Genomic DNA, 23,258 nt, shown 5'->3' on the forward strand with positions numbered 1-23,258 from the left:
TATTCGTGACATAAAAACGCCCCCTTAGATAAACAGATTTTTATTTTTTATCTGTCTACCTAAGGGGGAGCATATCACATATATGTTTATGGGATTCTTTTTTTATCTAGTACTGGTCCATTGTTACACAGACCTCAATTTATCGTTTGTTCATTGTTTAATTTTATTAATAAACTACATAGATTCATATTAGCGTTTGATATCCGTTAATATTTTCTGATATCCCATTGCTTTCGGGCTACCGATCTGAATTTTATTTGTTAACTCATTATTATAGATTGTTGTTGCTTTCGCAAATTGATTACGATCCCATTGGTGATCTTTAGCAATTTGTTCATCAGATAAATTATAGTATGAATAAGTTACACGTCCTTCTACATCTGGAATTGGATCATCGAAGGTTGTATCAAGATGGTACCATTTCCCCTCAATTTTCACTAGATTCCAAGCATGAGGTTGTCCATTTCCAGTCCCTGTTACAATATGACCTTCTACTCCTGCCTCTTTTAACAATTGATAAGTTAATAATGCATATCCTTGACAAACAGCAGAACGGTTTGCTAAAGCTTCATATGCCGTATAAGCCTGGAAAGAAGTATCATACGAAACATGTTTTACGACATAATCATGAATCGCTTTTACTTTTTCATGTTCATCCATACCAGCTTTAACAATAGAAGTGATAACTAATTTTGCTTGTGTCTTTACATAGTTCATTTGCTCTTTTGATTCACGGTATGTAATTTTTAATGTAAATACATAATCTCCTGGAATACCACGAATAGAATATTGTGTATTTGCAACGTTATATTTCATGTATTCATTTGAATCAACTGTCTCATCATATGCTTTAACAAGTGTATCCATAACTTCTCTAATATTAGATTGTTTAGATTTATATGTTATAGTTATATCTTCTTCATGATTATTAATATAATTTTTCATGTCTTTTTTATAAGCTTCTAATAGTTGTACCTCAGTTTGTACACCCGTATCTTCTTTATTTGGTTTTGTCACATCAGGATTTTGTGTATTTAATTGTTCCCTATAATTTAATGCATTAAATAAAAACTGTGCATACTGTTCACGAGTTACAGTTTTATTTGGTTCAAAACCTCCATTACCTGTACCTGATGCAATTTTATTCGACTGTACGGCACTAATAGCGTCCTTCGCCCATGAATTATCTGGTACATCATTAAAAGTATGTTTACTTAACACAGGAACTTTAAAAGCAGTCTTGATGACCTGTGCCATTTCTGCACGACTTAATGATTCTTTTGGTCGAAATGCCCCATTTTGATCCCCTTTAAAGACTCCTATGTCTGTCAAAAATAGAATCTCTTCTAGGAACATTGTTGAGTTTTTATTAATGTCCTTATATGGATTTTTAAGCTGAGACCCATCTTGCATAATATAAAAAGAGTTGTCCTTATTAAGAGTGCCTCCTTTTTTAGCAGGAGCTAGCACACGATAAATTAAAGCTGCCACCTGTTCACGAGTAGCGTTATCTCCCAGGCCAAACACTCCATTTCCATATCCTCCGATAATATTACGATTAGCTAAGCTCGTAATGGCATTATTTGCCCAATGGTTTTTGGGAACATCATTAAATACAACTGAATTTCCCCCTGACTGGACTTCAGCTTTTACGGGATCACTACTTGTTCCTAACAATGCACCTCCTACCATCGTTAATGATGTTATTGATTTTAATAGTTTTTTACTCATAAACTCTCTCCTAATAATATATTAAAGTAATTAACTTTACTTCACTAAGTTTATTAAACAAGTGGTATCTTTTAACTAAAATTTATAGATTTACGATACGAGAAAGCCCCTGCAGGACTTAAGTCCGCCTTTAAGCGTGGGGTGAAAGTATCGCTTTTGCGTAGTAAAACGTGTTAAAATGGCCTCAAAGTCATGCAAAAGACTCTAAAACAATAATGTTCTCTAAAAAATGAATATTGTATGAGGTTGCACGAATCAATTTCACTTCGTGCGTAAAACAATACATGTCGTCAAGTACTAGACGCTAAAGCATAAGGAGAACCTATACGGTCTGTCATGGGAGTGGTGATAGCAAATCGCAATCTTGCACGTCAGCGATACCAAAAATGGACTTCGCCTTTGGTCTTTGGTAGCAAGAATCCCACTGACCTATGTCAGTTTGCCCCTTTAGGTAGGGGTGGGAGTGTCAAAAATGTACTATGAAAGACTTTTAGACAGATACAGTCTAGGATACTACAAAATACATATATAGTTTTATGCATTTATGCATTTTCTTCATTTTTTTAAAGTAATAGGCATATTTTGTATAATATTTAAAGGGTTTTTGATGTTTCTATGAAAATAAATCAAATTTTCTTATATTGATTCCGTAAAAAGCTATCGTACAAGATAAGAGATTTATTCTTTTGTTTTTCTTTTAAAGTTTCAAATTGATTAATGAAAGATTCTGAATAATCATGTTCTTTTGTGAAATGTTCTAATATTGAGTAAGCAGTGTGAAGAACTTCAGAATCGTGCTTAGCCTGATAATATTCTATATACTTCTTAAAATCCGGAGGAAGATATAAATAAGGAATATTAGACAATTGCCCCTTTGGCCCTTCAGAAATGGAAAATAAGAGTAAATCTTGCTCTTGTATATATTCCCTCTCTTGATCGCTATGATATTGATAGGAAAGTCTCGCTATGAATTTCGTATCATAGTCTGATTCCGCTTGAGTAATTGTTACAAAATCATTTATTTTCAAAGACCCACCTTGGTATACAAACTTCTTAGCATTTTTTACATTTGGATTATTATAAGACAGTTCTTTTATAGATTGAATTTCAAATGTAGTATGACCATGTGCTTTATCATTTTTGTTAAGATAAGTACTACAAATAAGTACAAAATTATCATAAAAATCGGGTGCTGTAGAAATACAAGGTAAACATTGAATTTCTATAATTGAATACTCATAAGACGTATTGATGTTACTTGGAAAAATCATTTTATAATTCTCCTTTAAATTTATTGCTCATGCCATATAATCGATCTTCATGAAAAATAGAAAAGCCATTATCGAATTGATAATGGCTTTTCACATACTTTTATATAGAATAAAAATCAGATGCCTATAGAAGTATAACACGAAATTCAATTAAAACAATGTGGCTCTGTTGCAAAGTTTGAAAAAACATAACCAGGTTGGTAAATGAGGAACAATGTTTAGGGAGAAGTTAGTTCCAAATTTGATAGATGAGATTTCCATATTCATGAACCGGTTCTGGTGCGCTTATATATTTTAAAAAGAAAAGACACCCTAAGGTGCCTTCCTCCGACTTGATAACCACTTTAATTTTAATAACATTGGACTCCCATCCAAATTAATTGTTTCCTATAATTTAATGCATTAATTATTATACCATGTTAAGTTATTTCGTTCATTTATGCTGGTCGTCTGTAGGCTGTTTTGTAGTCCATGTAGCGATTAATAAGAAAATAATAGCAATAACTACACCTAAAAGTCCTTGTTTGAGCCACATGGATAAGGCGAAATTTGAAGCAATAGCTAAAAAAATGAATATTACGGTATATTTATTGAATCTCATTACGAACAACCTTCCAACGGATCCATATTCAAGAAAATTTTACCATTCTCTTGTTTCGTAAAAAATAGTATTAAACAAAATTCAGATTCTTTATTTGCAATTAAAATCTATATTTTGTTGAAATTATTCTTTTAAAGGGGTGGGATCCCGAAAATGCGGGTGCTATCCTAAGTAAAGCACTATAACCCAACTACTTTTTATACAAGATTTTATGCAAAAAAAGAATAGCAGGGATTCTCCATTATCCTTGCTACCGATAATGAGACGTTATGTTAACTTTACATGCATGTTTATTAATCACCTGATTAGAGATATGTGATCTAAACTTAACCTATTCGAAGTACTAAGTTTTTTAATAAGAATAGTCATTTATTGTTATGATTAAATTTATAATATCCTTTAGGGAGGAACTCAATTTGAAGAAAACATTAATTGTTGGAGCATTATGCTTATCGATCGCTGCTTTAATTGTATTTATTAATGGAGATGAAGAGACATACACTGAAGCAAACAAAAATGATATTGTTTTACACTTATATAAAGAAAAATCTAGAAATCTAGAACGATTTGAAACACTTTCTCAAAATGTAAAAGATAAGAAAAGTGACGAAATACAAATTAAAGATTATTTCATTGACGAGGAGGCAAAAGTACCGAGTTTAAACACTGTAACTTATCAAGATGAGAAATTTACTTTTACTCACAAGTACAAAAACGACTATAGAAAGGATATTTGTAAGAAGTTCGTTACTCCTCAAGAAACACATGGTGTGGCATATATGCTAAGAGATTGCGAACAGTCAGAAGATGGTATTATACTTCATAATACAGCGAAGGACGGTGAAGGAGTACACTCCATAAAAGATAAATCTATTGAATTTATTGAAGTTGAGGGGAATAAGACCTACATATTCGTAAAACAATTTGATGTTGGAGCATTCGTGAACGCTATCACCCATATCGGGCATACACATTCAAATACATCTAGTACACACAAGCCAAATTTCAAAGTAAATGTTCACTTTTTAAGTGGAACAACTCAAACATACTATTTGTGGATTGACAAAGAGAAATCACAAGGAATAATTATGGATTCAGAACACACAAACCAAGGACATGAAATCGATAAAATATTTGTAAATAACATCATAAAAGCGTTAAATTAAAACGACATATTTTAAACCCCATATAGTGACCCCTATGAATACATAAAAAAGGAAGAGAATTTTTAAAATTCTCTTCCTTTTTTATGTATTCATTAGCTGTTTAGTATATCGAAAAATGATGTAGAATTTACCTATTCTATTATAACAGTATTAAGCATGATTTTAAGATGAAATATTGCATATTAAAATGTATTGATATGAGTTGATACACTTAATATAATGAGAGTATAAGATTTACTACATCATAATATTAAAAAGGAGGAAATGATTATGGAAATCGCAATGGCAGTTTTAAAATTCATAGGTGGAGCAATTCCATTGGTTCAAGAACTTTTAAAAGCATTTATGTAAGCTTATTACTCCGTAATTATTTATAGGAATTATCAGACAAATGATCTGTATATCAAAGATAAATTGATGTGCAAATCATTTGTCTGAAAAAACTTTAAACAAGAAAAAGAATCCCAGAAATCATAAGGGATTCTTTTTCTGTATGTGTAATTATGGCTGTATCCCACGCCCATCAACCTAACAGAACAGGTTGCCCCCAAAACGATAAAAATGAACTTCGTTCCTATAAAAAACACAGAATTTTCGTTAAGGGGGAACTTCAAAATGTTAACTTGATGGGCTGAACCCCTTATTCCCCCTTATCGAGGGGGAATAAGGGGTTCAATTATATATATTAATTATGAACAAAATTCACCTATTAGCACTTAAAATATAGGTGGATTATTGCTTAGAAATAAATTTGTAATTGCTGGTGATTTTCATCTCGTTTACTGTAAAAATCACTATAGAAAGAGAGAAAAGGGTTGTAATGGTAATAAAAATAGAAGAGATATACCAAGAGATATTGGACAGTAAAAGGAACAGATTTCCCAAAGGTACATGGAGTGATGATCAAGATAATAATCTAGCAAAACGTGTAATCAAGTATCTTATAGAAAAAGTTTTAAAGTGGGATAAAAAAACAATTCTTAAGAGTTGGAAATCCCAATTAATTATTAAATATAAATTAGGTGGTTTACTTAGCGTTAAATATCATGATAGCCCATATGTAATGATAAATGATGTTTATCCAAATTGTTTTAAAGAATGGGAATTTCAAATGACACCTAGGAACTATTGGACAAAGGAAAAGGCATTGGAAGCGTTAAAATGGACGATAGAAAAAAAAGAAAGGTTAACAGATAATAAACTATTGGAGGTTTATAACGTTCGGTGGTTATCTAATCATAATTTGAGTTCGCCTTGCCAAATTTTTTGGGGAGGTAGTCCTTACATAATGATAAATGAATTATATCCAGACCATTTTAAGGAATGGGAGTTTAAAAAAACTCCTAGTCGTTTATGGACAAGAAAAAAAGCGTTGGAAGCATTAAAATGGACGATAGAGGAAAGAAAACAAATGAATAATGAGGAGATAAGAAAAAAAATTAGTGTAATTTGGTTTTCAGAAATAGGCTTAAGGACCCCATTGGAGAGATATTGGAATGATAGTCCATTTAGTATGATAAATGAGTTATATCCTGGATGTTTTAAAGAGTGGGAATTCCAGAAAACACCTAAAAACTACTGGACAAGAAAAAAAGCGTTGGAAGCATTAAAATGGACGATAGAGGAAAAAGAAAAGTTAACTAATGAAGAACTTACAAAGGTCTATAGTAGAAGATGGATGATTAATCAAAGGTTAATAACTCCATTAGAGAGATTTTGGAAAAATAGTCCATATGCCATGCTACACGAGTTGTATCCAGGGAAATTTAAAGAATGGGAATTAAATAGGGCCCCTCGTGGATTTTGGACAAAGGAGAAAGCATTGGAAGCATTGAAATGGACGATAGAGGAAAAAGAAAAATTAACTAATGAAGAACTAATAAGGGTGTATAGTAGAAGGTGGATAATTAATCAAGGGTTAAGAACCCCATTAGATAGATTTTGGAATAAGAACCCACATACTATGTTAAGTGAACTATATCCTAATTAATTTATAAAAAATATGATAGTTTAACATAAATGAAACTAAATCTTTCTTTTACGGGCTCTGTTGCAAAGTTTTTATATAAACAAAAAAATCCTAATTTAGTAGGTAGAGTTTATGCAACTTTGAATAGTTTCTCTAATTCATTGTACGTCGAAAAACGAAGTTTGGTTGTTGCAAACTTCGTTTTTGTTTATATAGGGCATGAATAGTTTCGATGCTTTTCAAGTTACGTGAAGCATGGCGAAGACTTTGAAATCCTGCGGATTTGGAAAAACGTCGCTTGATATGTCTATGATCTTGTTCGATGAGATTATTCAAATGCTTGATTGTATAATGAATGGTATGCTTATAAAAGCCTTGCTCTTCCAATTTATTGAACGCGCAAAGTAACGCGGGAGTCTTGTCTGTTGTGAGAACCGTTGCTTCTCCTAATGTTTTTACTAGTCTTTTCATAAAGGCATAAGCCGCTTGATGATCTCGTTTTTTGCGAAGCTGAATATCCAATGTGTGTCCATCTTTATCAATTGCTCGATAGAGATAACGCCATTCGCCTTTCACTTTGATATAGGTTTCATCCAGGTGCCAAGACAGCTGCACAGATTTGTTTTTCTTTTTCCAAATCTGATAAATGAGATTTCCATGTTCATGAACCCATCGCATGATAGTAGTGGGATGGACCGATACACCACGTTCTTTCAAAATTTCAGATACACCTCGATAACTTAAAGAAAAACGATAGTAGTAGCCGACGGCTACCAAAATAATATCTTGTTTGAACTATTTTCCTTTAAAATATCCCATTTATGATTCTCCTCATTCTGTTTTGCAAAAGTTTAGCTTACTTTTAAAAACTTTGCAACAGAATCGAAGGGACAAAAAGGGTAGAAAAGATAGGGATTTGCAAGGGGGCGTCTGCAAAAGTTTATAAATTATAACATATATATATGCCTATAGTAGTTACGAAAAAGTAACAAAAATGCTATTTTCAAAAAAATTGCTTGATATATATTTTGAGTTTTTGTTATTATAAGCTTATTTATTCTATATTTTTGCAAATGTACTAGAGGGAGTGCCATCATGTATGGTATGGTTGAAATCGCAAAGGAGAACAATATAAGTCTCTATCATTCTCTTCGGTTTCTGATTGAAGCGTTCCCATTACTAAGACAAAAGAAAAATCTATGTTGGGTTTTCTTTTGTCTTAGTAGTGGGAGGAGCCCTAGTGTTATGTTATAACACTGAAATATGTAGGAGAAACTATAGATTTTGGTTGATTATATGGAATGAAAAATTAAGTCGTTATTCTTGGGATTCAGACTACCATTATTCTCACTACTATTCTCACTATTATTCACACTATTATTCACACTAAAAGAGGTATAAGGAGGAAGGTATATCTATTAAGATGGAGAGATATACCAAGTTAGAAATGAACATTAAATTTAATAAAAAAGTAGTAGCATTCACGGCAGGATTAACGGTATTATCTTCACCATTGGTATCGTTTGCAGAGGAACAACAATCAGTAAACAATAAGCAACCTACAAGCGTTCAGGAACAAGGTAAAACAGACCAACTTCAAACATCAGATGAACAGGCTCTAAAAAGTATTGAAGCTAGTTTTGAAGAGGTAGACGGACGTGGTGGAGGTACTGTCGATAATAAGAAAGCAGACAGTCTTCAACGTTCAGAAGGTATTCATGAAGAAACAGGTACATTAACTGTTCCTAACAATTCAAACAGAACAAAACGTAGTCTGTCTTCCGCATCACCTAGCACTTCTAGTACAATAAACGGTGTTCCATTCACTGAATGGATTGTTCCAGCAGGTAACGATAATATTCGTCCTCAAAACTACATGAGTCCAAAGTACATTACAATTCATGAGACTGATAATACAAGTGTAGGAGCAGGTGCTAGGAACCACGCTCAATACCTATATAACCAAGCAGTAGGGAACACAGACCGAGCTGCATCATGGCACTTTACAGTGGACGATAAAGAGATTTATCAACACTTACCATTAAACGAAAACGGGTGGCACGCAGGAGACGGTAATGGCCCGGGTAATAGAGAGTCTATTGCAATTGAAATCGCGGTTAACAGCGATGGTAACTACAGTAAAGCAGTAGATAACGCTAAGAAACTTGTAGCTTATTTAATGAAAGAAACTGGTGTACCGTTAAATAACATCGTAAAACATCAAAGGTGGAGCGGTAAAAATTGTCCTGCTAACATGATTAATAATGGACAATGGGATGCATTCGTAAATGGTGCTGGAGGATATTATAATAATCTTTATCAACCAAAAGACGACATTACAGGAGGTTGGTATGAGCCGGCTATTCGAGAGCTAAATAGAAGGGGTATTATGGCAGGGGAAGGAAACGGTGTTTTCGCACCTAATAGAGCGGTAACAAGAGCCGAATTTGCTCAATTAATCTCTAAATCTCTAAACTTGCCCGCTGGAGATACTTCATTTAAAGACCTAAACGATGCAAACCCAACTTTACGAGATGGTATTAAACGCACTGCAAGTGCAGGTATCATTGCAGGTAGAGGTGACGGTTATTTTGACCCAAACACATCTATTACAAGAGAAGAATCAGCAATTATTGTAAACAAGGCTTTACAGTATAAAGGTCTATGGGGGCCAGTTGCAAACTTACCATTCTCAGACAAAGACAAAATTATCTATAAAGAAGACGTACAAAGATTGTATGGACTAGGTATTGTAAAAGGTAAGGGTGACAATCAATATGACCCTAAAGGAACAACAACTCGTGGTGAAACAGCATCATTCATTCTAAACATGCTTCAAGTAATTGAAACCGGTAGTGTTCAAAATACAATTGGAACAGCTCAAATAAATGGTATTGGGGTAAATGTTCGGAGTGGAGCAGGTACAAACTACTCTATTGTTAGAAAGGCAAGTAAAGGTGAAAAAGTTACAGTATATGAAGAAAAGAATGGTTGGCTAAGAATTGAAACGAATCAGTGGGTTTATAATGACCCTAGTTATATCAACTATAACAAACGATAAAAACTAAATAGTGAAAGGAACAAGTCATATTTGGATATATAACTTGTTCTCAGGCTGTGAAGAAGACTTTCTCCACAGCCTGTTTTTGTGTCTGCTCCCTCTTTACCTGCCAATGCTGATAAATTAATTTTTTTGACATTGTCACTTTCCTGTAACATAAGTGATTTATTTTATAATAAGAAACTGACATGGAAAGAGGGAGAAGTTATGAAAAAAATCATACCGATAGTCGCATTAATAGGCATGATGAGCTTAGGGATACAAGAAATGAATGTGAAAGCTGAGACATACAAAAGTGCAGGTTCCAAAATGGATTTTTGGAATTCTAAAAGAACAGGTACTAATTTTATGAATAGCACTTCATTACCTGAGAACTACAAAAGTGCAAAGGAAGCTCATATTGAATATGTTCGTTTAGCACCTGATAAATGGGCAAAAGATAAGGATTTCTTATTTGAAGACAAACCAGATACATCAGGAAAAGATTTTCTTATCGGTAATGCAGATAATTATCAAAGATTGGTGGAAGAGGATGTAGCAAAATTGAAAGCAGATTTAGATGCTGCACAATCACAAGGGATTAAAGTTGTACTTACAATGCTTTCATTACCTGGTGATCGTTGGCGTCAATTTAACAATAATCAGAATGATGATAGAATTTGGGAAGAAGAGAAATATCAAGAACAAGCAAGCCAATTTTGGAAAGACCTTGCGTTTGAATTGAAAGATCATCCAGCTGTGGTTGGTTACAACATTATCAATGAACCACATCCAGAAACATCTAAGAAAAATAGATATAATGATTTTTGGACGGAAGATTATGAGAAATGGTATTCAAAAGTGAAGGGAACCCCAGCTGATTTAAATGAATTTTATCAAAAAGTTGTTACTTCAATTCGTGAAGTAGATAAAGAAACACCTATTATTTTAGATTCAGGTCTATATGCCACACCTTGGGCTTTTAAATATCTTAAACCAGTTAAAGATAATAAGACATTGTATGCATTTCATATGTATGAGCCATATCAATTAACAAGTCAACGTGAAAATCAAAATAAAGAGTATCAATATCCTGGAATTGTAAAAGTAGGAGATTTAGAAACACCTATGATGTGGGATAAAGATGGATTAAATACATTCTTACAGCCTGTGCAAAATTGGTCTCAGGAAAATCATGTACCATCTAATCGAATCATTGCTGAGGAATTTGGAATTAATCGTACCGTTCCCGGAGCACCTCAATACATGCAAGACTTAATTTCTATATTCAATCAGAAAGGATGGCATAAATCATTCTATGCATTCCGTGAAGATACTTGGACAGGAATGAATTATGAATTAGGAACAGAAAAAATAAAATGGGATGAAGAGGGGCAACCAAAGCGTCAAGATAATCCACTTTGGGATGTAATAAAAAATGATTTGCAAATCGATGCAGGAGTAAATAGAACTACATTTAAGGATGTCCCACAAGAACACTGGGCATTTCATGCAATTCATGATTTAGCGAATAAAGGAATTATTGCAGGTTATGGAAATGGGATATTTGGTATGGGTGATAATGTAACACGTGAACAAGTAGCTGCATTAATTTACCGTACTTTGCATATAGAAAAACAAGATAAATATGAAAATCCATACAGAGATATCGATGGAAATTCAACAATGTTTCCTGAGGAAATATTGGCTTTAACTAAGCTAGGATTTTTCCAAGGGGATGATCAAGGAAACTTTAGACCGAAAGCTACATTAACACGTGCAGAAATGGCACAAGTTATTAAGAAAGCATTTAGATTAGATGTAAAGGCGCAACATAATTTCAACGATGTTCCAGCAAATTCATGGGCAAAAGATGCGATTAGTGCCGTGCAATCGAACCATATTGCAGTAGGAGTTGGAGAAGGGAAATTTGCTCCGGATATGAACGTAACACGTGAACAGTATGCACAGTTTTTATATAATGCAATTTCAAATGCGCAATCCCATCAATAAAAAGAAAATGAAGTTGAGTGGTTTATTATATCATCATTATAAGGGCGTATTACTGCTCGTAAAAATTTAACGAATTTACCGAAAGAATTCTCCTTCCTCAAGCGTGTGAAGGGTGATAGCCCAACGGTAGGTGGGAGATGAATTCCGGTTTGGCATAGCCAAAAACTTTTGATAAACTAGCTATATGAAGTTCTTTGATAACTTGATATATGAGGTTGCAGGAAGAAAATAGAGTGCGAAAACCAAGCCATTCGGTTCCTGTGTAAAATATCAACCGTACCAAAAGAGCGTCCAAGCGTTGGACATCTAGGGGTGGAACACCCCGAAGTAACGCTCAGGGAGACGAAAGGTTACTTTCGTCGTGGAACTGAGAAGCTCCCACTTCAAGCTTTGCTAAGTGGCGAGTAGTTCACTTGGTGATACCTCATATCAACTTAAAAACTTTATAACGCCCCCTAAACAAAAAATTGTACATTTTCATCTGGACATGTCAATCTTCTCGTTTGGGGGTATTTGCTTTTCTTATCCTGATAGCGATGTGATGCTACCCTATGCCCATCAACTTAAGAATTTAGAATTACCCCAAAACGAAAAAGAGCCCTAAATTAATAGGACTCTTTTTACCTTTCTCAAAAGTAAACTTTTGAATATTTGTTTACACTCATTTTTAAAACACTAAATTTTAACGTTCTATTTTTCAAATATGTAAGATTGCATACAATCCATAGTTGATAATTATTATCGATGTAACTATAATAGTTACAGTAAGGTTAGTATTAAAATTAAAACATGAATGGAGATGTTATAAAATGGGTATAAAAAAAATCGTTTTAGCTGGTGCATTAGGAGTAGCAGCACTTGCAGGAACAAATTTACCAGGCATAGAAGTAACAAAAGCTAGTGCAGCTTCTATTGAATCAAATATATCAACAATTGAAGGTCACGTAGTTGAGATTAGTAATAATGTTATTTTTGTAGAATCAAAACAATATACAGATCCTATCAGTATCAATTTTGATTCTATACCAAATGTAAAAATAGGAGATCAAGTAAAAGTTACTGGTACAATGATGCGCAATTTTACTGAATATATGATTGCAAATTCTATTGAAAATAAATCATTAACACCAGGAATGCATTTAAAAGAAAATGGTCGACCTGATTATGTAATAGGAGAAGTTAGTAAAAAAGGAAAAATTGATGAATACGTAAATGTGCCTATAGATTATGTACTTGTTAAATATCCTAAAATCAACGGTGGAGATGAAATTCTAGAAGTTTACTTAACACAGGGACAAAAGCTCAATGTCGGTGACAAAGTTAAAGTGAATAATATGGAATTTGCACAATGGGGCGGAAGTTCTATAAATTGGAACATAGAAAACAGCATCGAAAAAATTCAAGAATCGAAAACTTCAAATCAAAATAATGATGATCAATGGATTTGGTCTTAGTACCTGTTTAAATTGTTTAACCGTTAACATTAGTACTATCAAAAAGAACTTGTAGAAGAACCACAAGTTCTTTTTTGTTTGAGGGAACACTTAATTTCCAATACATATTCTTAATACGTAAATGTGATACTTCGTTGTCTTATATATGTAATATTTTATATTAAAACATATAGATAAAAATATAAGTGCTTACTATAATAAAAGCATAAAGATAAATAACATCTTAGCATCAACAAAAGAGGAGGAAATGATTATGGAAATCGCAATGGCAGTTTTAAAATTCATAGGTGGGGCAATTCCATTAGTTCAAGAACTTTTAAAAGCATTTATGTAAGTTTATTACTCCGCAATTATTTATAAAAATTATCAGACAAATTATCTTTATATCAAAATAAATTGATGTGAAGATCATTTGTCTGATAAAATTTTAAACAAGAAAAAGAATCCCAGACATCATAAGGGATTCTTTTTCGGTTCTGGTGCAAATATATGAAGAAAAACGCGGATAATAGTAGATTCCTAGTGAAATCGTATTTTATGCTATAAGTCCAAACACTTGGTAGATGAACTCTTTTTGATTTTGGACAGACTGATTCGGTAAATCAATCTGTCCCTTTTTTATCATATGCATGGCTTCAACACCACTCAATATAGAAGTTGCAGTTTTAAATGACTTAAACCCCAACATAAAACGCACACGTTTTTTAATAAAACGATGATCTTATTCCACTAGATTATTAAGATATCTAACTTTCCTTATATTTATGCCTTCGGGCATATGTTTCTCTTCTTTCAACGCTTGAATCGCTACAGAATAGGCAGGGTTTTTATCTACTGTTATCACACGAGGTTTCGAAATGTACGAAAAAGCCAGGGCTTTCTTGAAAAAGCACTTGGCTGCTTGTTTATCTCTTGATTTACTTAGATAAAAATCAATGGTATTCCCTTCTGAATCAACAGCACGATATAAATACATCCATTGCCCTTTCACTTTAATATAAGTTTCATCGACTCTCCATGAATCATTTGTTGATTTAAGGTGATATCGTACTTTCTCTTCTAATTGAGGTCTATATTAATGAACCCATCGCATAATCGTTGTGTGAGCTATGAATAAGCCTCGTTCCTCCATCATTTCCACCAGGTTACGGAAGCTCAAATTGTACCGTAGGTACCACCTTACTGTTAATAAGAGTAGTTCCGGCCGATAATGCTTCCATTTGAACAAATTTTCCTTTTCCATATCGATCACACACCTTTTTCTAGAGTAATAGTAATACTATCAGTATGTCCAAGTTTAAGAGATTATTTGCAAAAGTTTTAGAGTTTTTGCACCAGAACTAAATTTTCCTGCAATTGCTTTCTTCATTTAACTAAATATTAATTCTTATAAAAATCTTTTAATCTAATTATATGCAATATTACATATTGGTTATGAGTATTTTTCGTGTTATATTATTTAATTACTATATGTTTAGTAATATTTAATTTTGAAAGGGGAAAGATTATGTTACCAAATACAGTTCGTACTCCAAATAAGAAAAAAAAATGGATTATTGTCGGGGTTATTGTACTAATTGTTATCGTTGCGGCGGTTAATATTTTTGTTATGCAAGGTAAGAAGAAAGATACAACGAAGACGGATGCTGTAAGTTTTGAGAAAGTGACAGAGCGTAAGCTAAATAATACGAAGTTAATTTCGGGTCAGGTGAAGCCAGGGAATATTGAAAGCTTCTATGCGGATCCAACTAAAGGAAAAGTGAAAGATATTGCAGTGAAAGAAGGACAAGAGGTAGAAAAGGGAACGGAATTATTCTCTTATGATAATGAAGAAATTAATTTACAGGTGAAACAAGCTGAGCTTGATCAGAAGATGGCTGATATGCGTTATGATCAAGGGAAAAAGAAAATTGATTCATTGAAGAACGAAATTAAGAAGGCAAAAGATAGTGGAGCTGGGAAAGAAGTAACAGACCCAATGGAAGAGCAAGTAAGCGAATTAGAAATGACACAAAAAACAACTGATCTTGAAAAAGAAAAAGGAAAGTTACAAAAAGAAGAGTTAAGTAAAAAACAGAAAGAACTTACGATTTATAGTAATTTTACAGGTGTTGTACAAAAGTTAGATAAAGATGCAGCGCAAAGTTCATCTCAAGCTTTAGGTGGCCAAGGGAAAGCATTCTTACAAGTTGCTTCTAAAGATCCGTTCCAAGTTCAAGGGACTTTAACAGAGCTTCAAAAGTCACAAATTCAAAAAGACCAAATGTTTACTGTAACTGCGAAAGCAAATAATAAGAAGAAGTGGACAGGTAAAATTACAGAAGTAAGTGAATTCCCAACGAGTGCAGAGATGGCTCAAGCAACTGGTGAGGGAACTCAAAATATGTCTCAATATACATATAAGGCGAGTCTTGATAGCCAAGATGGTTTATCTCCAGGTTATCACGTTTCTTTACAAGTAAATTTAGAAAATAAGACGATGATTGCTGTTCCAAGTAAGAGCATTGTAGAAAAAGGCGATGATGCATTTGTTTATATTGAGGAGAAAGGGAAGCTTCATAAACAAAATGTGAAAAAAGGCGCTACTGATGGAGACTGGACAGAGATTGTTGAAGGCGCGGCAGTGGGGCAAAAGGTGGTTAAAAATCCTTCCGACAACGTGTATGACGGAATGGAAGTGAAAGAGAAATGATTACGTTAAATAATATTGCTAAAACGTATTATCAAGGGAAATTGGCAGTACCGATTTTGCATGGTATTAGTTTGACGATTCAGAGTGGTGAGTTTGTTTCAATTATGGGACCGTCTGGTTCCGGTAAATCAACGCTTATGAATATTATCGGTTGTTTAGATCGCCCAACAGAAGGGAAATATATGCTGAATGATGTGAATATCTTAACAGCAGATGAGTCAAAGCTAGCTTTAATTCGTAATGAATATATCGGCTTTGTGTTCCAGCATTTTAATTTACTGCCCCGTCTTTCAGCGGTGGAAAATGTTGAACTTCCGCTCGTATATGGTGGGGTGAAGAAAGCTGAGCGCCGTAAGCGTGCTTTGGAAGCACTGGACAAAGTAGGGTTAGCAGATAGAGTGCATCATTTACCTAGTGAGTTATCAGGTGGACAGAAACAGCGTGTAGCAATTGCGAGAGCGATTGCGAATAATCCAACGTTCATTATGGCTGATGAGCCGACGGGTGCGCTTGATACGAAGTCTGGTGAACAAGTTATGGATATTTTCACGAAGCTTAATGCAGAAGGAACGACAATCGTTATGGTTACGCATGAGGAAGAGGTAGCAGCTTATTCATCTCGCCGCATTGTACTGCGAGATGGGAAAATTACTGAAGATAGAAGGTGTGCAGTATGAGTTTACTAGATAGTATAAAAATTGCCCTATCTTCTATTTTAGCTCATAAACTGCGTTCAGCTTTGACGATGCTCGGTATTATTATCGGTGTAGGTTCTATTATTACTGTCGTTGCGATTGGGCAGGGCGGGGAAGCGATGCTGAAGTCGAAAATCGCTGGTTCTGGTAATAACCTTATGCCAATTCAGTTTAAGCCGGATATTAATGATGAGTTTGCTATAGGTGGGCATGAAGTACCAAAATTAACGGAAGAAGATATTCTTGAAGTGAAACAGGTAAAAGATGTTGCCCATGTTATTACGACGAATAGTACGATGGAAACACTTGATATAAACGATAAAAAAGCAATGATTAATGTTATTGGACTAGATAGTGAATATTTTCAAGTAAATAAAGTGAAAATGGTCAAAGGCCGTTCATTAAATGAATCAGATATTTCTCAAGGGAATAACGTTGTGATGATTAGTATGAAGGCAGAAGAGACGTTATTTAAAGATGAAAATCCAGTAGGGAAAATTATTGAAATGAAAGGACAGCCGGTGCAAATTATCGGTGTCTATAAATCAGATAATGAATTTATGGGATTTGAAACTGAGGAAATACTGATTCCTCTCACTTTATGGCCTGTTTTATACGGAACAGATGAAATTCAAAGTATCGCAATTCAAGCTAAAAATGTAGACAATTTAGAATCAGCAGGAAAAAAAGCTGTTGAAATATTAAATAGTCGTAAGCCGAGTGAAATTCCAGGTAAATATGAATTAGTGAACTTAAAAGAGTTCCAAGAGGGCGTTTCTAAAGTCACGAATATTATGACAATGATCATCGGTGGTATCGCAGGTATTTCATTAGTTGTTGGTGGTATTGGCGTTATGAACATTATGCTCGTATCTGTAACGGAGCGTACGCGCGAAATTGGGATACGTAAAGCGCTTGGAGCAACGCGTAATAAAATTTTATTACAGTTTTTAATTGAAGCCGTTATGTTAACGCTTCTAGGTGGTTTAATTGGAATTGGTCTTGGATATGGCGGAGCATATATTGTCTCCGCATTCGCAAAATGGCCACCGCTCGTTTCGTGGGAAGTTGTTGTCGGAGGCGTATTATTCTCAATGACACTTGGTATTATTTTCGGATTAATTCCAGCGAATAAAGCTGCAAAATTAGATCCAATTGAAGCACTCCGCTACGAATAGTTTACTAGTGTAGTAAAGATAAATATCTCTATTACACATACATATTGTTTGAGTTAATTGTTTTTACCATCCTTTAAAAGGAATATGTAAATAGAAGGAGGCGCTATAATGAAAGCGAATATTAATACACAAGATGTAGGTGCGAAAAAGCCATCATTATTTGGAATGATTACATCTCCTGGAGTACAATTTGAAAGAATGAAAACAAACGAGAAAGTTTGGGGGATGTTCCTCTTAGTAGCCTTGTTACAAGGGCTTCTAGGTGGTTTAAATGCGTATGTTATGTATACCTCACCTGAGATGCTTAAAATGAAAAAAGAATTAGGTGAAATGGCTGGACAAAGTTCACTTACATCAGAAGTTATTTCTGGAATTGGAACAAGCTTTGCTAGTGCGATGGTTGGAACACTATTCATAGCAGCTATTTATAAAATGTTTATGATGTTCTTTGGTAATGATACGCCTTATAAAACCTTATTGAATATTGTAGCTTATACAAATATTGTCCTTATTATTGGTGGACTTATTAATTCAAGTTTAGGTCTAATCTTTGGTAGTGGAATGAGCCAATATACGAGTTTAGGGTTATTATTTACGAAAGGTACATTTGCATATGGAATTGGTAATACAATTGAAATATTCTATGTATGGAATTTAGTCTTAATTTGGCTTGGATTACATGTTACAGCTGGATTAAGTAAAGTGAAAGCATTGATTCCAATTATTATTCTATTCATTATTAAAGCGGTATTCTTTGCGGCAATTATTGTATTAATAGCGAAGTTTTTACCAAGTATGTCAATGTAAAAAAATTAAGTTCATTATTACTAAATTTAGTAAAAGATTCGTAACATTAATAACCGGTTCCTTAACGTACAAGGTACCGGTTATTTTGTGTCCAAAATGTGTTCAAACGTACAAATTTCTTTTTTTGTATGGTGACCCCATGTCCATCGACTATAATTTCTTCATTTTTCTCTTTATTTCAATAGGAATAGACAGTATAATTTTATAGATTTAATACTTCAGAAAATTATACGGGGTAAATACCATGAAAAATAAAAAAAGAACAGCTACAGTTGCATTAACAACAGGATTAGCTTTAACAGCTGTAATACCATATGGAGTAGGTCATGCAGAGGAAACAGATCAATTACAAGTTCAAATTCAGGAGGATTCGTTCCGTACAGGTGAACTTACACAACCATCACAAAAGGCACCAGAGAATGTAGTAAAAGATGCCCTTAAGGAAAAGACAGAGCAAGCTTTGTCTCCAAAACAAGTGAATGGAGAAATGGGAGTAGATTATAAGGTTCTTCAAAAACGCGGTTCGTATGATGGGACTACACTTGTGCGTATGCAACAAACATATGAAGGAAAAGAAGTATATGGGTATCGATTGACTGCACACGTAGATAAAAAGGGTGTTATTAAAAGTGTTTCAGGGGATAGTGCGCAAAATTTAAAACAAGAAGATTTAAAGAAGCCTATTAATCTATCACAAGAAAAAGCGAAACAATATATTTATACGAAGTACGGGAATGATATCAAGTTTATTTCTGAGCCAGAAGTAAAGGAAGTTATTTTTGTTGATGAAAATAATGGACAAGCCAGTAATGCATACCAGGTTACATTTGCTGCAGTAACACCAAAATATGTATCTGGAACTTATTTAGTGAATGCTCATAATGGTGAAATGTTAAAAAATATGGTACAAGAATCAGATTTAAAAGCAAGTGAGAAGCTTGTTGATGCCTTAGAGGAAAGTAGAAAAAGCAATCTTGCATCATTAACTGGAACAGGAAACGATGCTTTCGGTATATCTCGTACATTTGGTATTTCTAAACAAAGTAATGGTGAATATGCACTTGCTGATTATTCAAGGGGGCAAGGAATTGAAACATATGATGTGAATTACAGGGATATTACTAAAGAGGAAAGCTATTATCCTGGCACACTAGCAACTAGCACTTCAACAACATTTAATGATCCAAAAGCGGTAAGTGCCCATTACTTAGCGACAAAAGTATTTGATTTTTATAAAGATAAATACAAGCGTAATAGTTTTGATAATAAGGGACAAAAAGTAGTTTCAGTTGTACACGCTTGGGATTCTGAGGATACGAACGATCCAAAAAATTGGAAAAATGCATTAAGTGCTAATATTAATAATAGTAGTATGCTCGTATATGGAGATCCTATGGTGAAGGCATTTGACGTAGCGGGACATGAATTTACACATGCGGTTACATCTAGCGAATCCAATCTTGAATATTCCGGAGAATCTGGTGCGATTAACGAGGCGTTATCGGATATTATGGGGACGGCTATTGAGAAATATATAAACAATGGGAATTTTAACTGGACAATAGGAGAACAAACTGGATTAGTTTTACGTGATATGAAAAATCCATCTTCAATCAATTATTCAAATGGAGTACCATATCCAGATGATTATAGTAAATATACTAATTTAAATGGAGAGGATGATGGAGGCGTTCATTTCAACTCAAGTATTATTAATAAAGTTGCATATTTAATTGCAAAAGGTGGCACTCATAACGGTGTAACTGTAAAAGGTATTGGCGAGGATAAAATGTTTGATATTTTTTATTATGCAAACACTGATGAACTAAACATGACTTCTGATTTCTTTGAATTGAGATCAGCATGCCTTCGAGTTGCAACAAATAAATATGGCGCGAACTCGGCTGAAGCTCAAGCAGTCCAAAAAGCTTTTGATGCAGCAAAAATTAAGGTAACAGTGGAAGAAAAAGAAAAAGCTGTGGAAAAACAAGCGCCGGAGTTAACTGTACCGTTTACAACTACACTACATGTAGGTGATACGTTCGACCCGATGAGAGGCGTAAAAGCTGTTGATAAAGAAGATGGTGATTTAACAAATAGAGTAAAACATAAAGGCGATGTAGATACTTCTAAACCAGGTAACTACATTGTGGAGTACTCGGTTGTCGATTCCCAAGGGGTTAATGCAACGGCTACACAGACTGTAATTGTAGAGGAAAATGGAGAAACTCCAGATATGGAACCTAAATTAACAGTGCCTGTTGGGGCAACAATTAATGTAGGAGATTCATTCGACCCAATGGCAAGAGTATCAGCTACTAATAAAGAAGACGGTGACCTTACTTCTAAAGTAACAGTTGATGGTAAGGTAGATACATCTAAGGCCGGTACTTACGTATTAACTTACACAGTTACAGACACTAAAGGTCATGAAGTAACTGCGAAACAAACAGTAACGGTTAAAGCTGGAGAAGAAGTTAAAGATGAAAAACCAGTACTAAAAGTACCTGCTGAAACAACAATTATTGAGGGGAATCAATTCGCCTCAATGGCAGGAGTATCAGCTACTGATAAAGAAGGTGGTGACCTTACTTCTAAAGTAACGCATGAAGGAACTGTAGATACATCTAAAGCCGGTACTTATGAAGTAATATATAGTGTCAAAGATTCCGCAGGTAATAAGGTAACTACAATACAAAAAGTAGTTGTGAAAGATAAGGACAATGGTAACGGTTCTAATAACAGAAATAATGGTTCAGGCAACGATAACGGTTCTGATAATGGCAGTACTGGTACTAACAACAGCAATGCCTCTGATACTGGTAACAGTAATGTCTCAAACAATAGTACTACTGATAAAAAAGAAGATACATATAAAGAGCTTCCAAAAACGGGTGCAAGTACAAATAACAGTGCAGCAATGGGTGTATTGATGGTTCTTGCAGGTATGGTTCTTTCTTTTGGTCGTAAATTTAGAAAGGCGTTAAAAAGCACCTTCAAATATTGAAGGTGCTTTTTATGGTTCTGGTGCAAAAATATTAACTTGATGGGCATGAGGTCACCTTATCAAAAAAAGAAAATTGTACGTTTGGACACATTTTAACCGGTTCCCTGTACGTTAAGGAACTGGTTATTTATTTTACCGATTTTTTATAGACTTTTTATCTCGTAATGGTCGTGAACTATTCGCCACTTAGTAAAGCTTGAAGTGGGAGCTTCTCAGTTCCACGACGAAAGTAACCTTTCGTCTCCCTGAGCGTTACTTCGGGGTGTTCCACCCCTAGATGTCCAACGCTTGGACGCTCTTTTGGTACGGTTGATATTTTACACAGGAACCGAATGGCTTGGTTTTCGCACTCTATTTTCTTCCTGCAACCTCATATATCAAGTTATCAAAGAACTTCATATAGCTAGTTTATCAAAAGTTTTTGGCTATGCCAAACCGGAATTCATCTCCCACCTACCGTTGGGCTATTGCCCTTCACACGCTTGAGGAAGGAGAATTCTTTCGGTAAATTCGTTAAATTATTGAAATTTGTTTTTGGGTTTAAGTTCCAAACATCATCACCTGTTAACGTAACATGTTCCCATCCAAATGGAGATATATGTTGTACATATTCTTCGTGAATATCCACTCCTTTTGCATGCAAAGCATCAACCGCTGTGATATATATTCCATAATATAATAGCTAAAATCAGAAGTTGTAAACCACTTGCTCTATGTAATTGATCCTCATAAGAACAATCAAGAATTTCTCCTAATTAATTAAAAATGCATCTCAAGCAACATTATATTTTGCTGCTCCTTTATTTAAGCAATATGTACATGTCTTCCATTTTCAACACGCTGTAACCATTTTAACACTTGTTAATACTTATTTTCTTAATATGTATTTTGATCTCCTCACATTAATATTTAATACTTTCCTTATTACAAATTAAAATCAATGAAAGACTTTTGTAACACTTATGCAAGAAATTCGAAAGGTATCTAAGCTAAGATGAACTTCAGAACATTAATTTTAGATGATTCAAAAGTGATTAATTTCACCAAGAGAGGAGAACGGAATGAAAAAGAAATTTAAAAAAAATGGAATTTGAAAGAAGATAATTCCTGCTACAGCGGCATTAGGAATTCTTTTTTCTATGGCACCGATTGCAGAAAATAAGGCTAGCGCAGGGGTAGGTGCGGTATTAGTTATAACTATTACTGTATTAGGTGCTGTAGCAGACACTTATGAAGCACTTGGAATAACCCCAGAGAATCCAGACCCAGGCACTCACATTGATGTATATGCAGAAAACGAAACTTACCAGGCTCCTAATTTTACATCTGGGGAATTTAATATTTCCATGTATCATACACAAGGTGATTCGAATTTTCTTAAACCGGTTAAAGTACGCTATCCAAATGGAAGAATTGAAATTCATCAACTAAGATCTGGGCAGCAGCTTAAAATTACTGAAGCAGGTGCAATTATAGATTTAAACCCTAATGCAGCAAATGTCTCAGAACACGATCTTCTTTACATTACACAAGCACAATTAGACGAAGGAAAGACCAGAGTTGTGATAAATCAAGGCCAACATGCATTTGTAGAAAAAGCATCTGGTAAAAACCCAAGATTTCTTGGTCCACTT

General features: G+C 34.2%; 13 protein-coding genes and 4 pseudogenes. 11 read left to right on the top strand and 6 right to left on the bottom strand.

Annotated features, from left to right (window positions below; translation table 11 throughout):
* Window positions 1-189: 189 nt before the first annotated feature.
* The 3 genes from JDS80_RS27485 to JDS80_RS27495 all read right to left on the bottom strand — a co-directional run bounded on the left by JDS80_RS27485 (window position 190) and on the right by JDS80_RS27495 (window position 3,603).
* A complete protein-coding gene (locus JDS80_RS27485; RefSeq protein ID WP_199640484.1) occupies window positions 190-1,731 on the bottom strand; it encodes an S-layer homology domain-containing protein in 1,542 nt (513 codons plus the stop codon).
* A gap of 626 nt (window positions 1,732-2,357) precedes the next feature.
* The gene (locus tag JDS80_RS27490) at window positions 2,358-3,002 is read right to left on the bottom strand and encodes a hypothetical protein (RefSeq protein WP_071747019.1); all 645 of its coding nucleotides are present in this window, start codon (window positions 3,000-3,002) and stop codon (window positions 2,358-2,360) included.
* A gap of 433 nt (window positions 3,003-3,435) precedes the next feature.
* Complete coding sequence (locus JDS80_RS27495) at window positions 3,436-3,603, bottom strand: hypothetical protein (RefSeq protein ID WP_199640485.1); 168 nt, start codon at window positions 3,601-3,603, stop codon at window positions 3,436-3,438.
* Between the two features lie 416 nt (window positions 3,604-4,019).
* Here JDS80_RS27495 and JDS80_RS27500 point away from each other — a divergent pair, with 416 nt between their 5' ends.
* Both JDS80_RS27500 and JDS80_RS27505 read left to right on the top strand, forming a co-directional pair.
* On the top strand, window positions 4,020-4,769 hold the full coding sequence (locus JDS80_RS27500; RefSeq protein ID WP_199640486.1) for a YhfM domain-containing protein: 750 nt from the start codon (window positions 4,020-4,022) through the stop codon (window positions 4,767-4,769).
* 820 nt (window positions 4,770-5,589) lie between these two features.
* Window positions 5,590-6,759 (top strand): DUF4046 domain-containing protein, encoded by a 1,170-nt coding sequence (locus JDS80_RS27505; protein WP_071747026.1) that lies wholly within the window; start codon window positions 5,590-5,592, stop codon window positions 6,757-6,759.
* Between the two features lie 109 nt (window positions 6,760-6,868).
* On the opposite strand, the pseudogene JDS80_RS27510 reads toward JDS80_RS27505, so the two are convergent.
* Window positions 6,869-7,521 (bottom strand): annotated as a pseudogene (locus JDS80_RS27510) (IS6 family transposase).
* A 664-nt stretch (window positions 7,522-8,185) separates the two neighbouring features.
* On the opposite strand from JDS80_RS27510, the gene JDS80_RS27515 reads away from it, so the two are divergent.
* The 3 genes from JDS80_RS27515 to JDS80_RS27525 all read left to right on the top strand — a co-directional run bounded on the left by JDS80_RS27515 (window position 8,186) and on the right by JDS80_RS27525 (window position 13,245).
* Entirely contained in the window at window positions 8,186-9,799 is a 1,614-nt protein-coding gene (locus tag JDS80_RS27515; protein ID WP_199640491.1) for an S-layer homology domain-containing protein, read from the top strand.
* 207 nt (window positions 9,800-10,006) lie between these two features.
* Window positions 10,007-11,791 carry an S-layer homology domain-containing protein gene (locus JDS80_RS27520; protein WP_199640487.1) on the top strand — a complete coding sequence of 595 codons (1,785 nt, stop codon included), beginning with the start codon at window positions 10,007-10,009 and terminating at the stop codon, window positions 11,789-11,791.
* Window positions 11,792-12,600: 809 nt separating this feature from the next.
* Window positions 12,601-13,245 (top strand): ATP F0F1 synthase subunit alpha, encoded by a 645-nt coding sequence (locus JDS80_RS27525; protein ID WP_071746704.1) that lies wholly within the window; start codon window positions 12,601-12,603, stop codon window positions 13,243-13,245.
* 535 nt (window positions 13,246-13,780) lie between these two features.
* Here JDS80_RS27525 and JDS80_RS27530 read toward each other — a convergent pair.
* Window positions 13,781-14,488, bottom strand: a pseudogene (locus tag JDS80_RS27530) (IS6 family transposase).
* 264 nt (window positions 14,489-14,752) lie between these two features.
* Between JDS80_RS27530 and JDS80_RS27535 the strand changes: the two are divergent.
* From JDS80_RS27535 to JDS80_RS27555, 5 genes are all read left to right on the top strand, one after another.
* Window positions 14,753-15,937: an efflux RND transporter periplasmic adaptor subunit gene (locus tag JDS80_RS27535; RefSeq protein ID WP_199640488.1), complete on the top strand. Its 1,185-nt coding sequence runs from the start codon at window positions 14,753-14,755 to the stop codon at window positions 15,935-15,937.
* The gene (locus JDS80_RS27540; protein WP_000631631.1) at window positions 15,934-16,614 is read left to right on the top strand and encodes an ABC transporter ATP-binding protein; all 681 of its coding nucleotides are present in this window, start codon (window positions 15,934-15,936) and stop codon (window positions 16,612-16,614) included. The genes JDS80_RS27535 and JDS80_RS27540 overlap by 4 nt, the downstream gene beginning before the upstream one ends.
* Window positions 16,611-17,810, top strand: coding sequence for an ABC transporter permease (locus JDS80_RS27545; protein WP_199640489.1), 1,200 nt, complete (start codon window positions 16,611-16,613; stop codon window positions 17,808-17,810). The genes JDS80_RS27540 and JDS80_RS27545 overlap by 4 nt, the downstream gene beginning before the upstream one ends.
* Before the next feature lie 108 nt (window positions 17,811-17,918).
* Entirely contained in the window at window positions 17,919-18,617 is a 699-nt protein-coding gene (gene yknW / locus JDS80_RS27550) for a YknW family membrane protein (protein WP_098890361.1), read from the top strand.
* A gap of 244 nt (window positions 18,618-18,861) precedes the next feature.
* Window positions 18,862-21,624 (top strand): M4 family metallopeptidase, encoded by a 2,763-nt coding sequence (locus JDS80_RS27555; RefSeq protein ID WP_199640490.1) that lies wholly within the window; start codon window positions 18,862-18,864, stop codon window positions 21,622-21,624.
* 442 nt (window positions 21,625-22,066) lie between these two features.
* Here JDS80_RS27555 and JDS80_RS27560 read toward each other — a convergent pair.
* Window positions 22,067-22,479, bottom strand: a pseudogene (locus JDS80_RS27560) (Tn3 family transposase); the annotation flags it as partial.
* A gap of 245 nt (window positions 22,480-22,724) precedes the next feature.
* Here JDS80_RS27560 and JDS80_RS27565 point away from each other — a divergent pair.
* Window positions 22,725-23,258 (top strand): annotated as a pseudogene (locus JDS80_RS27565) (cell wall-binding protein); the annotation flags it as partial.

Source organism: Bacillus cereus group sp. N8 (assembly GCF_016483685.1).
GTDB classification, from domain to species: Bacteria; Bacillota; Bacilli; order Bacillales; family Bacillaceae_G; genus Bacillus_A; species Bacillus_A proteolyticus.

Excerpts from the sequence above, each read along its gene's own strand:
- JDS80_RS27485 (WP_199640484.1), bottom strand. The coding sequence starts at position 1,731 with ATGAGTAAAAAACTATTAAAATCAATAACATCATTAACGATGGTAGGA.
- JDS80_RS27490 (WP_071747019.1), bottom strand. The coding sequence starts at position 3,002 with ATGATTTTTCCAAGTAACATCAATACGTCTTATGAGTATTCAATTATA.
- JDS80_RS27495 (WP_199640485.1), bottom strand. The coding sequence starts at position 3,603 with ATGAGATTCAATAAATATACCGTAATATTCATTTTTTTAGCTATTGCT.
- JDS80_RS27505 (WP_071747026.1), top strand. The coding sequence starts at position 5,590 with ATGGTAATAAAAATAGAAGAGATATACCAAGAGATATTGGACAGTAAA.
- JDS80_RS27515 (WP_199640491.1), top strand. The coding sequence starts at position 8,186 with ATGAACATTAAATTTAATAAAAAAGTAGTAGCATTCACGGCAGGATTA.
- JDS80_RS27520 (WP_199640487.1), top strand. The coding sequence starts at position 10,007 with ATGAAAAAAATCATACCGATAGTCGCATTAATAGGCATGATGAGCTTA.
- JDS80_RS27525 (WP_071746704.1), top strand. The coding sequence starts at position 12,601 with ATGGGTATAAAAAAAATCGTTTTAGCTGGTGCATTAGGAGTAGCAGCA.
- JDS80_RS27535 (WP_199640488.1), top strand. The coding sequence starts at position 14,753 with ATGTTACCAAATACAGTTCGTACTCCAAATAAGAAAAAAAAATGGATT.
- JDS80_RS27540 (WP_000631631.1), top strand. The coding sequence starts at position 15,934 with ATGATTACGTTAAATAATATTGCTAAAACGTATTATCAAGGGAAATTG.
- JDS80_RS27545 (WP_199640489.1), top strand. The coding sequence starts at position 16,611 with ATGAGTTTACTAGATAGTATAAAAATTGCCCTATCTTCTATTTTAGCT.
- yknW (WP_098890361.1), top strand. The coding sequence starts at position 17,919 with ATGAAAGCGAATATTAATACACAAGATGTAGGTGCGAAAAAGCCATCA.
- JDS80_RS27555 (WP_199640490.1), top strand. The coding sequence starts at position 18,862 with ATGAAAAATAAAAAAAGAACAGCTACAGTTGCATTAACAACAGGATTA.